Annotated in this window: 12 protein-coding genes; 11 read left to right on the top strand and 1 reads right to left on the bottom strand. The window is 33.6% G+C overall.

Features of this window, described 5'->3' with window-relative positions; translation table 11 throughout:
• Positions 1-114 precede the first annotated feature (114 nt).
• From NYE67_RS18100 to NYE67_RS18090, 3 genes are all read left to right on the top strand, one after another.
• The gene (locus NYE67_RS18100) at positions 115-1,836 is read left to right on the top strand and encodes a hypothetical protein (protein ID WP_340726271.1); all 1,722 of its coding nucleotides are present in this window, start codon (positions 115-117) and stop codon (positions 1,834-1,836) included.
• 339 nt (positions 1,837-2,175) lie between these two features.
• Positions 2,176-2,961, top strand: coding sequence for a CsxC family protein (locus NYE67_RS18095; RefSeq protein ID WP_340727290.1), 786 nt, complete (start codon positions 2,176-2,178; stop codon positions 2,959-2,961).
• Between the two features lie 152 nt (positions 2,962-3,113).
• Positions 3,114-4,682: an alkaline phosphatase family protein gene (locus NYE67_RS18090; RefSeq protein WP_340726270.1), complete on the top strand. Its 1,569-nt coding sequence runs from the start codon at positions 3,114-3,116 to the stop codon at positions 4,680-4,682.
• A 117-nt stretch (positions 4,683-4,799) separates the two neighbouring features.
• On the opposite strand, the gene NYE67_RS18085 is transcribed toward NYE67_RS18090, so the two are convergent.
• The gene (locus tag NYE67_RS18085; RefSeq protein ID WP_340726269.1) at positions 4,800-5,522 is read right to left on the bottom strand and encodes a DUF421 domain-containing protein; all 723 of its coding nucleotides are present in this window, start codon (positions 5,520-5,522) and stop codon (positions 4,800-4,802) included.
• 230 nt (positions 5,523-5,752) lie between these two features.
• On the opposite strand from NYE67_RS18085, the gene NYE67_RS18080 reads away from it, so the two are divergent.
• From NYE67_RS18080 to NYE67_RS18045, 8 genes are all read left to right on the top strand, one after another.
• Positions 5,753-6,076: an alpha/beta-type small acid-soluble spore protein gene (locus tag NYE67_RS18080; RefSeq protein ID WP_340730744.1), complete on the top strand. Its 324-nt coding sequence runs from the start codon at positions 5,753-5,755 to the stop codon at positions 6,074-6,076.
• Positions 6,077-6,216: 140 nt separating this feature from the next.
• On the top strand, positions 6,217-6,960 hold the full coding sequence (locus NYE67_RS18075; protein ID WP_340730743.1) for an SDR family NAD(P)-dependent oxidoreductase: 744 nt from the start codon (positions 6,217-6,219) through the stop codon (positions 6,958-6,960).
• Positions 6,961-7,109: 149 nt separating this feature from the next.
• The gene (locus tag NYE67_RS18070; protein ID WP_340730742.1) at positions 7,110-7,586 is read left to right on the top strand and encodes a VanZ family protein; all 477 of its coding nucleotides are present in this window, start codon (positions 7,110-7,112) and stop codon (positions 7,584-7,586) included.
• Between the two features lie 37 nt (positions 7,587-7,623).
• Positions 7,624-8,292: a response regulator transcription factor gene (locus tag NYE67_RS18065; RefSeq protein WP_340726265.1), complete on the top strand. Its 669-nt coding sequence runs from the start codon at positions 7,624-7,626 to the stop codon at positions 8,290-8,292.
• Positions 8,289-9,302, top strand: coding sequence for a sensor histidine kinase (locus tag NYE67_RS18060; protein ID WP_340730741.1), 1,014 nt, complete (start codon positions 8,289-8,291; stop codon positions 9,300-9,302). Before NYE67_RS18065 ends, NYE67_RS18060 begins: the two co-directional genes overlap by 4 nt.
• Positions 9,303-9,457: 155 nt before the next feature.
• Positions 9,458-9,877: a hypothetical protein gene (locus NYE67_RS18055; RefSeq protein ID WP_340726263.1), complete on the top strand. Its 420-nt coding sequence runs from the start codon at positions 9,458-9,460 to the stop codon at positions 9,875-9,877.
• Between the two features lie 35 nt (positions 9,878-9,912).
• On the top strand, positions 9,913-10,680 hold the full coding sequence (locus tag NYE67_RS18050; protein WP_340726262.1) for an ABC transporter ATP-binding protein: 768 nt from the start codon (positions 9,913-9,915) through the stop codon (positions 10,678-10,680).
• Positions 10,670-12,697 (top strand): FtsX-like permease family protein, encoded by a 2,028-nt coding sequence (locus tag NYE67_RS18045; RefSeq protein WP_340730740.1) that lies wholly within the window; start codon positions 10,670-10,672, stop codon positions 12,695-12,697. The genes NYE67_RS18050 and NYE67_RS18045 overlap by 11 nt, the downstream gene beginning before the upstream one ends.
• The last annotated feature ends 46 nt before the right edge of the window (positions 12,698-12,743 follow it).

Below are 12,743 nucleotides of genomic sequence, written 5' to 3'. Positions count from 1 at the left end.
GCAAGATAAATTTTTAAATTTCACTACTGTATATTTAATGGAGTAAAAGGGATTTTAGTTTTTCTAAAGGAGGGGAAAGGAGGGGATGTTTATGAGCATTCCTTCCATTAAGCGATGAATAATTTTCGAAATCCATATGTAGACCCCGACTCATTTCAAAATAAGGTTTATGATAATTATAGAAATCAAACTATCCCCCAGGACATTCAATTCTCTTTTAACTATCAGGGAGAATCCGAAGAGAAGAAAACGCAACGTAGTCGAAAAAATAAACAATCTGATAAAACAAAAAACGCCATCTATATAAATAATCAATTAGAAAACATAACGGATCCAAAACCGGTTATGTTTTCACCACCTATAGTTGACTCCATACAAAACCCTTTAAATGAAGATCCTATAGATAAGTTAATAGTTAATAATGATCAAAATAAAAAAACAGAAAATGAAAAAATGGACAAGAAAGATGTAGTTTCCGATTTATTCGAGGAATTTTCTAATATGCTTGAAGATAAGCCTTCTATACAAGAAGAATTTACAACTAATCAAGAAAATCCATTTGATAATGATACTGCACTAATTACACAGGAAAGCACATCTATGCCTGAAAATAAATTATCTGTTGATAACAATAATGCGGATACTGAAAACAGTGTTCAAACAAAAAACGAAAATTCCAGAATGCTATTTGCTGAATTTCATTCGAAGCTAGATAAACGTAACAATGATTTAATATCTGAAGAGGAGAATAATAAGTCATTCAATAATAAAGATACAATTGATGAAAAAGTGCTCCTCATGTTTTTAGAAAATGATGAGATGCAAGAAGAAGACGTGTATAGTGACAGGAATCAAGAAAATATGGATACGTTAAATGAAACTATTGATCCTATTGAAGAAAAATTCCTCACTATGCTTTCAGAAAGCGATGAATTGCAGGAAGAAAATCAGGACATCGCCATGTTTGAAGAAGATGTTAATGAATTGACTGAAACTGCCGACCTTATTGAAGATAAGTTTCTCACCATGCTTACAGAAGGCGAAGAATCACAGGGGAAAAAGAGCGATGAATTGCTTGAAAAAAAGCAAGAAAATCAAATGAATGAAGAAGATGTTAGTGTATTGACTGAAACTACTGAAACTATTGAAGATGAATATTTTACTATGCTTACAGAAAGCGATGAGCTGCAGGAAGAAAAGCAAGACAGTTTATTTCCAAGCTTGGAAGAGAAAAAATCTGATGACATAGAAGCTTTATCAAATTTTAGAGACACCGATTTTATTAATAATATTAATAAGAGGAAACCAGCAACTGTCAAGATGCAAGTATTGCTGTCTAGATTGGAAACAGAAATAGATATTGTCGAAACAGTTGAATTGTTAAGGCCAATCGAAAATATAGTGAAAGTAGAATGGTCCATACAATCGCTTGATTGTAAAGTTGTATTACCTTCAAAAACAGTCTTTCTAAAGGGTGAATTCGTCGCAGATATTGAATTTAGCAACAAAGGATTGGAAAGTAGAATACAATCAATTAAAGTCTCTATTCCGTGGTCCAAAACATCAAGTATTAACTGGTTAGTCGTCCCGGATTACCCTCATAGTAGGCAAAATGAATTTCAGTTCCAATCTCATAATGAACATACATCAAGTTTCCATTATGAATCTCACCATAAATTTTCAGAACCTATTCATAGTCATTTAAAACAAACTGATTTTGTTTGGCACCAAGAATTAAATTCAAAAGATAAGCATCTTCAAGTGAATGGTGTTGCTCAATTGTCTATTGATTTTTTGCAGGAACAATATATAGAACTAGATTGCTACTCGAAATAACATGGAGTAGCTTTTTTTATGGGGAAAAGGAGGACAGGCTTTTTCTACATAAAAATGTGTTAATTTGACACATTAAAAGCTTGGAATTTCAGTTAAGTATAATTCATTACAGACCATAAGAGCTTATTTCTAGAATCAAAATTAGAGTGAAAAAGATTGACCTTAAGTTTAATGAATTACTAAAAGTTTTCCGAAATTGAATCATCTGACTATTTGACTGGCCTACGTCCTAAAATCATCCGTTCATATGTTAGGAATGTAGAGTGAATAACTCTAACAAAATTGAAAGGGGTTTAGATAATGACAGATCAACATTATTCAAGTAATGATGGCTTTCCAATGAAGGATAGCTATCCAAAACACGGAAAAGGTCAAAGCAAAGGGGAGGATCATGGGGTCAAATCAAATCAACAAATTCCTGTAACTGATTCCGACGTAACTTTAGTTACATCTCCACTACCAACACCTACTTTTAAAGTTCCAGTAGTACTTGCAGAGCGAACTCTTCAAATTGTCGTAGAATCAGATATTTCACTTTATCCACCAGCTACGGAGATTAAAAGAGTTAAAAAACATGTATTTTTAGATCAAGTTAAATTAGTACCAGTAGAATTCGCACCAATTGGTACAACTGGCTTTTTCACAGTTACAAGAGCGAAATTATTTGTAGGAGGACATATTCGTAAAAATATTGAATATGCTTCAGCAGATTACAATGCACCACTACAAGATCGAATCGCAAATGTTCGATTCTCAGGTTTTGCAGAGTTAACAGCTGGTGATTTCATAAATCCACCTATTTTTGGTATTTCAGAAAATGCAGAATCTAATTTCGTTAATGAAAAAACTCAAATGGATGCTCGTTTGGATAAATACTTCTTCCAAAACCTTGTGAGATACAATGAGCAACCATACGGTGAGTTACTTGCTGCCAACTTCTTTGAACTTGATTTTTCACCGCACTCCACTTATCATGATGGATCTTTCCACACATTGCGTGAAAAAATTGTACTTGACCTTACTTTAAAAGTATTACAAGTTCAACAAATTAACGTGCCTGGTGGTGGCGTTGTATCAGTAGTTCCTAACCTTCTTCCTGGTATCACTCCTCCTGCAGCAGAATAAACGCTAGTATGTAAGAAGCATCCAAAGTCGTTTATACGATTTTGGGTGCTTTTTTATAGTGAAATCTATTTTACATAAAGTTTTAGATAATCTACATTGATTAACGAAATTCAAACCATACTAAACGGATAAATTGTATTGAGGGTGAGTTCATGAAACGAAAAATAGGCATTACGTTAATTATTTTTATCGTTACCTGCGCCGGTTTTTTACTAGCAGTTTCTGTATCTCCAATAAAGGAATTAGAGAATGTTTCGGTGAAATCAAGCAATAAACCCATTATGCTAATGGTCGTTGATTCATTAATGAGTAAACCATTACAAAAGGCCGTGAAAGAAGGAAAAGCACCTGCCTTCGAGTTTTTAATTAACAATGGCTATTTTAATCAGGAAATGATCAGTTCTTACCCAACAATGTCTGTCACTATCGATAGCACGTTATTAACCGGCACTTATCCGGACCAACATAAAGTCCCTGGGCTGATTTGGTATAAAGAGGATGAAAATCGAATGATTAGTTATGGAAGCGGAATTCGAGAAATATGGAGTAATGGAGTGAAAAATGTTGCTCAAGATAGTGTGATTCATCTCAATGAAAAACATTTAAGTAAAGAGGCTCAAACGATTCATGAAGAGCTTGCGAATCGAAAACTGTCATCAGCTTCGATAAATGGTCTCTTATATCGTGGAAGTTTTGAACATCAACTAAACGTCCCAAAGCTCATAGCGATGACTAATCTTTTACCAGAAGAAGTTGAAATAAATGGTCCTACGTTATTTTCACTTGGAGCGCTTTCTCAATATAATCCAGAGAATAATCGGAATAAATATGTATGGAACCGTTTGGGAGTCAATAATGAATTTACAGCTAAGGAGATAAAATACTTAATAGAACAAAAGAAGTTACCACCCTTTACACTTGCTTATTTACCAGATGCGGATGCTTCCATACACAAACATGGACCGGATGATTTAAAGGGGATAGAAAAAGCAGATCAGGCACTTCAGGAAATATTAAGTAGCTTCACGTCATGGGAGGAAGCCATTCAAAAGGTAACATGGATTGTACTGGGTGATAGTGGTCAATCTTTCGTGGGTAAAGATAAAGACAGTTCTTTAATTAATTTAAATCAATTGTTGAAGAATTATACGCTTTGGGAAGGGAAAAAGAATGATGGGCAACTTGCAATCGCAGTTAATGAACGGATGGCATACATTTATGTAAATGATCCACAGGTTCAAATATCAGAAGTTGTGAGGCATTTAAAAGGTGAAGAACGTATTGACTTTATTGCATGGAAAGATGAGCAAATAAACTATGTTGTAAAACCAGTAAGTGAAGAGGAATTAACATTTTCACCAAATGGCAAGTATGTTGATGACTATGGGCAATCGTGGCAAATTGCCGGGAATGCTTCCACCTTAAATTTGAGGCTGACTAATGAAGGGCAAATTCATTATCAAGATTACCCAGATGCTCTGGCAAGGCTTCATGGCGCGCTTCATTCACAAGAGGGACGTGTCATTATCGTCGATGCCAAGCCTACCTATGAGTTCATAGAAGAGCATAGTCACGATCATGCGGGTGGTGGTGCACATGGTTCTCTTCATAAAGTAGATTCAATCGTTCCAATGATTGTTGCAGGCACAAATGATTTTCCTCCATCCAATCGCCTTGTCGATGTGAAAAAGTGGATTCTTCAATTATTAGGTGATACTTAACAATGTTCTATTTCGATCCCTTTTAACTTTATTATTAATCCTACAAAAGAGATGAATAAAAAACGGCTTATCCATTAATAGAATAAGTCGTTTTTTATTGTATTCATCTTATGTGAATCAGTGCTTTATTGGCGGGGCTGTATTTAATTCATTTTTTAAAGAAACATGCAACTCAAGGTCACGATTTATAGAGGCGAAAAAAACAGAGCTTATATCGTTAACTCCTTGATCGGATAATTGTTGTATTAACCATGTTTCATTTACATTCACTTCTTCTAATATTTCGGAATAGATTGTTCCTTCTATAATAACTGGAAAGGCCATAGAGGATTTTGATGTTCTGATATTCATATCCTCTCTTGTCACGGAGTTTTTTTCCGGCTTTTTTAATAAACTTAAAGATCCATTCGCTTCAATAATGGCTGTTTCAACTTCATTAATATCAAATACATTTTTTTCTCTAAGCATTTGAAGGATATTATCAATAGAGTAGCGGATGTTTTTTAGATTATTATCAATAAATTTCCCGTTTTGAATAACTACGGTCGGTTCAAGCGTTAATAATCTACCTATTTTCCGATTGGAAATTTTCCATTTTGCAACAACCCTTTGAAATAGCCCGATAAATATAATTGCTACAAAAGTCGGGGCGTGTTCTATACTAGGGTCAGCAATATCAGCTCCTACTATTGCACCAAGTATAATAACGATTAAAAAATCAAATACCGGAATTTCCCCGATTGCTCGTTTTCCCATAAATAGGGTAGTAAACAACAGCAAAGGTAAAATAGTTAGTATTCTTACAAGAACAATGAGAATATCTTTCATAAATTCAAGCATCTTTACACCACTTTCCCCAAGCTCTTCATTTCAAAAAAGCTCTACTATACAATCAACTTTTCCATTTAAACTGATTAATATTACTTCTTTTTAAATTCTTTAATCCAGTTCAATACTTACGATGATTTTTACAAAGTTGCAAGTTACCAAAGTTACTCATTTATCTCATAAACTAGCTGAGGATATTATTTTAAAACCTGCTTATATTAATGGAAAAGGGAGGTGCGATAATGACCCAAATACAAAATAAACTGGAACAAATGAAACTTGAAATAGCAGCGGAGTTTGGAATTGATAACTACGATTTAATCGATAAAGGTGAACTGCCTTCTAGAGTGAACGGTAAAATTGGCGGTGAAATGACTAAAAGACTTATTGAATTAGGAAAAATGCAATTAGTTCAGATGACGCAACGAGAATTAGTACCTATAGAAATAAAAAGGGAAGATGTTATGAAAAAGCAGCTTATGCTTCCTTGGCCAGAGGAGTACCACGGAGATTTACTGCCGATCCCTGGACATTATGATTCCCCAAAGAATAACTTTTATAATTAATTGGTAAGAAAAATGGTATATGAAAAATGCTTAGATATGAACTAAGCATTTTTCTTTTTTTTGATATGGATAAAAAGAGTACATTGACAAATAATATTGTGAGACAGTAATCAAAATTTTATTATAAATTGGAGGAAAATATGGGGAAATTAGATGGTAAAGTAGCGATAATAACAGGAGCAGCACAAGGTATGGGTGCCATGCACGTTCGTAAATTTGTGGAGGAAGGTGCAAAAGTAGCAATTACTGACCTTAACTTTGACGGCGCAAAAAAACTAGCGGATGAAATAGGAGAAAATGTAATCGCCCTTAAATTAGATGTGGCAAGTGAAGAAAATTGGGTAGAAGTTGTAGCAAAAACTGAAGAAACATTCGGTCCTATAAACGTGTTAGTTAACAATGCAGGAATTGGGATTTTTAAAACATTGGAAGAACTAACTGTAAAAGATTTCGAATTAACATTTAAAGTAGATGAGCTTGGCGTATTTTTAGGAATGCAAAAAGTACTTCCTTCTATGAAACAAGCTGGCATAGGCTCTATTGTTAACATTTCATCTGTAGATGGTTTAGTAAGTGCACCTACTGCTATTGCTTATAGTGCTTCTAAACATGCAGTAACCGGTATGACGAAAGGTGCTGCTGCAGAGCTTGGCCAATATAACATTCGTGTAAACTCTGTACACCCGGGAATTATTAAAACACCTATGGCCGATCAACCAGATGTGGAAGAATATCTTAAGCAACTTGAAAAAGATATTCCTTTAAGAAGAAGAGCAGAAGTAGTAGAAGTTTCTAATTTAGTTGTATACCTTGCATCTGATGATTCCAGCTATTCGACAGGAAGTCAATTTGTAGTAGATGGTGGTATGATTTCTGATTTATAAATAAAATTTATCCGCGCAATTTCTATTACAGAAATTGTGCTTCTTTTTATGCTTTTTAAGGGAAGGAACAATATTAAGATTTTTAATAGTTTTATCTTAAGATATACAGGCTATGATAAATGAAGGAGTTTAGGAGGAATGAACAGCTTATGAAAAAAATCTTAAATATAGCATATTGGATTGTATTATTATTCTATGCGTATTTACTAATAGAAACTGTATTTTTTGCAAGGGATGCTAAAAGAAGCCTTAATTTAGTTCCTTTTGATATGATTACAGACAAAGGACTTACATTAAATGTCTGGGGGAATGTTCTTATGTTTATTCCTTTAGGTCTCTATGCTGCAAACTTTTTGAAACAATTCAACTTTTGGAAAGCACTATGGGTAGTTATTGGTGCAAGTTTTGGAATTGAAGTATTGCAATACATTTTTAAGCGCGGAGTTAGTGATATAGATGATTTGTTGTTAAATACAATGGGCGGATTAATTGGTATTGTTATTTATCTACTATTTAAAACAATGTTCAAATCGAAAGATCGGGTGCATAGTGCAATCTCAGCATTATCACTTGTGATTGGGATACCGGTATTTTTGTTAGTTGCAATTTTATTTTTGTATAACTGAAAAATGATGTATCTAAATTTACAAAGGGAGTGAACCGATGTCAAAAATTATTATTATAGAAGATACGGAAAAGATAAGAGAGGAACTTAAAACGTTCTTAGTCAGACATGGATATGAAGTAGTGGCTTTAACTAACTTCGAAAATATTCTTCAAGATACGTTAAAGGAAGAACCGAATCTAATCCTTTTAGATATAAACTTGCCTGTTACAGATGGATATTATATTTGCAGAGAAATAAGAAAGGAATCTGCTGTACCTATAATCGTAGTGACGAGTAGGGATAACGAGATGGATGAGCTAATGAGTATGAATTTAGGAGCGGATGATTTCATCACAAAACCATATAATACCCAAATCCTTCTTGCGAGAATTGAAAATATATTGAGAAGAGTTCATGGAGTTACTAATCAAGATACCATTACGTATAACGACCTGAAGTTAAACTTATTAAATGGCTCGGTTACGTATAACGACCAGACAGCAGAATTAACAAAAAATGAATTTAAAATCCTCTCCTGCTTAATTAAAAATAAAGGGAAAATTGTTTCAAGAGATGATTTAATGGATTTTATGTGGAATGCGGATATTTTTGTGGATGATAATAATCTATCCGTTAACGTTACGAGATTAAGAAAAAAACTTGAAGGATTAGGGATGAAGGAAAATATAGAAACTAGACGCGGATTAGGTTATATACTGCCATGAATTTAAAAAACTACTTAAAAGAAAGAATGCTGTTTTTACTTAATAATTTAATTCTATTTGCCATAATAGGCGGTATTATGTTACTCGTTAATAGCAACTGGAATCTAATATTACTGACTTTCTGCATTTGGTTTTTCCCTGTCCTTACTTATATGATAATCGAATTTATGAAACAGAAAGCTTTTTATAATGAGTTAACCAGCATAATGGATAATTTGGATAAAAAGTTTCTGCTTCCTGAAATTATGAATGAGCCTGAAAGCCTGGAAGGTAAGCTTTTATATGATATATTGCAACAGACAAATAAGGATATGCATGAGCATGTAAAGAGATATAGAGTCCGGGAAAATGAGTATAGAGAATATATAGAAACATGGGTACATGAGATAAAGACCCCGATTGCATCGACCCGGTTAATAATAGAAAATAATCAAAATAGCATTACCCGCAATATTAAAGAAGAATTAAAAAAGGTGGAAGAATATATAGAACAAGTTCTTTTTTATTCCAGAAGTAATAATGTCAGCAAGGATTATATCATCAAAGAGGTGTCTTTAGCTGACCTTACCAGAAAGGTGATAAAGAGGAATTCGAGAGACTTTATTAGTAAAGGTATTGCCATTGATATGGAAGCGGTAGAAGGTACGGTGTACAGTGATGCAAAGTGGCTTGAATTTATATTGAATCAACTAATCGGAAATGCCACTAAGTATATTAAGGAACGTGATGGAAAAGTAACCATCAGTACATTTAAAAATGAAAATAATATTGTACTTACCATAGAAGATAATGGTATCGGTATTATAGATAAGGATTTAAATAAAGTGTTCGAAAAGGGGTTTACAGGAGAGAATGGCCGAAAGTATGGACAGTCTACTGGGATTGGTCTTTACTTATGTAAAAAACTTTCAGAGCAGCTTGGTTTAGGACTTACCTTAACTTCTAAAACAGGTGAAGGAACAAAGGTTAGCATTGTCTTTCCAATTGGAAGTGTAAATTTACTGCATTGAATCATTTTAAAAACGGATGTCCGACTTATTAGTCAGGCATCCGTTTTTTTATTTTCAATCTTGCAAAAATGTAACTTTATTAAAAGATAAACCGATATGTAGCGCTAAGTAACCTTGTTATGATAATGACAAGAAGTGAACAGGAGGAAATTAAAATGAATAAATTGGTTATTGCAGTAGTAGCGATCATTGCTGTTTTATTGGTAGGGGCTTATAACGGGTATAATTACTATAATGGTCCAAAAATTGTAGATGGTGTTATTTCAGGAAATGTCGATGGAAAAGGTAAACCAATAGATTTTACAAACGAATTTTCAGTTGGAGATACAGTATATTTCTCTGCAGAAGTGAACCGGTTTTGGATAAAAGAAGCAAAGGTCGTATGGTATAAAGATCAAGTTAAAACATCAAATAGATTACATGTTGAAGAAAATATAGTTTTAAATGATGCAGGATATTTCACTGCTAAGCTAACGATTCCCGACGATGCCAAAGAAGGCCGTTACATGGTAACGATATTTGTAAAGGGTAGCAAAATTAGTGAAACTACCGCTGAATTTTACGTGAAAAAATAGAGTGCTTTATGAATCAGGAGCTTGGAGGGAAAGTAATGAACAGTATATTAACCGTTGATAAAATAGAAAAATATTATGGGCATAAAGGGAATGTAACAAAAGCTATCGACAATATTAGCTTTCAAGTAGATAAGGGGGAGTTTGTAGGAATTATGGGTCCGTCAGGTAGTGGTAAGACGACCCTTTTAAATTGTATTTCTACTATTGATACGATCACAACAGGCCATATTAATATCAATAATAAGGATATTACAGTTCTTAAGCGAAAAGCTTTGGAAAATTTCAGACGTGATGAGTTAGGTTTCATCTTTCAGGATTTCAACTTGCTGGATACATTGACTGCCTACGAAAATATCGCATTAGCACTTACAATACAAAATAGAGGGACTAGAGAAATTGATCGATTGATTAAAAATGTTGCTAAGAAACTTGAAATTTCTGAGCTATTAAACAACTATCCATTTCAATTGTCGGGAGGGCAAAAGCAACGAGTAGCATCGGCAAGAGCATTAGTTACAGAGCCTTCACTCATTTTGGCTGATGAACCAACAGGGGCTCTGGATTCTAAATCTGCAAGACTGCTGTTGGATACATTTGAAAAGCTTAACAAAGAATTTCAGTCTACGATTCTTATGGTTACCCACGATGCCTTTACAGCTAGTTATGCTCACCGGATTCTATTTATAAAAGATGGCCGAATCTTTAATGAACTAGTACGAGGAGAGGATACGAGAAAGGAATTCTTCAATAAGATTATTGAAGTTGTAACTTTACTTGGAGGTGATGCGGGGAATGTTTTATAAAATTGCCTTAAACAATGTAAAAAGAAGCTTAAAGGATTATTCCATCTATTTTCTAACATTAACCATTGCCGTCTGTATATTTTACAGTTTCAATTCTTTTGAAGAGCAGACTGCTATGCTTGAAATGGGCAAAAGTACTTCGGAATACATGTTAACCTTTAATAAATTAATGGCTGGAACATCTATATTTGTTTCCTTTATTCTTGGTGGATTGATTACGTATGCCAACAATTTCTTAATTAAAAAGAGAAAAAAGGAATTGGGTATATATATGACCCTGGGAATGTCCAAAGGTAAGATTTCGAGAATCTTAATTTTTGAAACTTTATTAATCGGTCTCGTATCCCTTGCTGTCGGAATTGCCCTTGGAATTATTGTCTCACAAGGCTTGTCGGTAATTACTGCCCAACTGTTGGCCGTAGAGATGAGCAAATATAAATTTATTGTTTCAATTGGAGCAGTGATTAAATCTGTTGTTTATTTTGGTATAATTTATCTTCTTGTCATGATTTTCAACCAAGTGACCATATCCAAGTACAAATTGATTGATATGCTAAATGCAGCTAAGAAAAATGAAGTAGTAAAGCTAAAGAATGCATCCGTCTCGATATTTTTCTTTTTTGTATCTTTGATTGTCCTGGGTGTTGCATATGTATTAATTCTCAAAAATGGTGTGAATTCTGAAGGGTTTTTATTGATTGCATCCCTTTTGTTGGGTGTTATTGGAACAATGTTGTTCTTTTTCAGTCTCTCTAATTTCATGATCCATATTGTACAAAAGAACAAGAAACTGTATTTGAAAGATTTGAATATCTTTATTTTAAGACAGATCAATAACAAAATTAACACGAACTTTGTCTCGATGTCTGTAATATGTCTGATGCTTTTTTTAACGATTACGCTTTTATTTACTATGTTCAGCTTTAAAAGCACCACTGATAAAATGGCGGAAGGAAATACTTCTTTTGATGCCTCATCGGTGCTCATTGCAAATCTAGAAAATCAAGAAGAAAACGTGAATGACATAGAGACATTTTTAGAAAGAATTAACTTCTCGTTTGAAGCCGATGAAAAACATACTTTTTTTAGTGAGTATAAATTGACACTTACTTTAGAAAACTTGTTATCCAATTATTTAACCCAACAGGAAGAGCTAGATTTTCAGGAGAACTTAAAGATGGGTGCTTTATCCGCTGTTAAATTATCGGATTATAATTCAATTTTACAACTTAACGGACAGAAGCCTAAGGAATTAAAGGACAATGAAGTTTTAGTTGTATCAAATTATAGTCAGATGAATCAGGCGTTGAATAAATTTATGGATAATGAAAATATCATCAACATAGAGGGCAAAGACTATAAAATTAAAAATGGTGCTCCAATTGAAGAAAATATTTTTACTACTTCATTTGATCTGTCCTTCTTTTATCTTATCGTTCCAGATGATTTTTCCGGAGAGTTAATTTTAAATAAAACAGGCTTCAATGTAATGTTTGGTAGTGATCCTAAAAAGTCAGAGGAAAAATATACAAACCTAATTAATAGTTTTTGGAATAATAGTACCGTAGATGGCACTAGTTATATAGTGCGTGGGGATACAAGAGACATGGTATATACAAGAACCCATGGTTTATCAGCTACAATTGTTTTTCTTGGTATTTATTTAGGGCTCATCTTTTTAATATCCAGTGCTGCAGTTATGGCATTGCAACAGTTATCTGATGCTAGCGACAGCTTGGAACGCTATCAATCTTTACGGAGAATTGGCGTTACAGAAAAATTAATTAACAAAGCGATTTTAATTCAAAACCTGATTTATTTTGCGATACCTTTAGGGTTAGCTATTATTCATTCCATCGTCGGAATTAGTGTGGTTAACGAAGTTTTCAAAACTTACAGCCAGAGCTTAATAGGGAGTTCTATGTTCGTCATTGTCTCTGTGCTTCTTGTAATATACGGCGGATACTTTTATGCAACGTATATTGGCTTTAAAAATATTGTGAAAAATAGAAATTAAGAATGTTGCTTGAATAAGTTATGAAGATTTGAATAAAGCGATGGTC

This window comes from Solibacillus sp. FSL W8-0474 (genome assembly GCF_038004065.1).
Taxonomy (GTDB): domain Bacteria; phylum Bacillota; class Bacilli; order Bacillales_A; family Planococcaceae; genus Solibacillus; species Solibacillus faecavium.
The sequence above is the reverse complement of the archived record's forward strand: the minus strand, read 5'-3'. Positions and strand labels throughout refer to the sequence as shown.

Coding starts and splice junctions, on each gene's coding strand:
- NYE67_RS18065 (WP_340726265.1), top strand. CDS start 7,624: ATGTCAAAAATTATTATTATAGAAGATACGGAAAAGATAAGAGAGGAA.
- NYE67_RS18050 (WP_340726262.1), top strand. CDS start 9,913: ATGAACAGTATATTAACCGTTGATAAAATAGAAAAATATTATGGGCAT.
- NYE67_RS18095 (WP_340727290.1), top strand. CDS start 2,176: ATGAAGGATAGCTATCCAAAACACGGAAAAGGTCAAAGCAAAGGGGAG.
- NYE67_RS18090 (WP_340726270.1), top strand. CDS start 3,114: ATGAAACGAAAAATAGGCATTACGTTAATTATTTTTATCGTTACCTGC.
- NYE67_RS18075 (WP_340730743.1), top strand. CDS start 6,217: ATGGGGAAATTAGATGGTAAAGTAGCGATAATAACAGGAGCAGCACAA.
- NYE67_RS18100 (WP_340726271.1), top strand. CDS start 115: ATGAATAATTTTCGAAATCCATATGTAGACCCCGACTCATTTCAAAAT.
- NYE67_RS18060 (WP_340730741.1), top strand. CDS start 8,289: ATGAATTTAAAAAACTACTTAAAAGAAAGAATGCTGTTTTTACTTAAT.
- NYE67_RS18045 (WP_340730740.1), top strand. CDS start 10,670: ATGTTTTATAAAATTGCCTTAAACAATGTAAAAAGAAGCTTAAAGGAT.
- NYE67_RS18070 (WP_340730742.1), top strand. CDS start 7,110: ATGAAAAAAATCTTAAATATAGCATATTGGATTGTATTATTATTCTAT.
- NYE67_RS18055 (WP_340726263.1), top strand. CDS start 9,458: ATGAATAAATTGGTTATTGCAGTAGTAGCGATCATTGCTGTTTTATTG.
- NYE67_RS18085 (WP_340726269.1), bottom strand. CDS start 5,522: ATGCTTGAATTTATGAAAGATATTCTCATTGTTCTTGTAAGAATACTA.
- NYE67_RS18080 (WP_340730744.1), top strand. CDS start 5,753: ATGACCCAAATACAAAATAAACTGGAACAAATGAAACTTGAAATAGCA.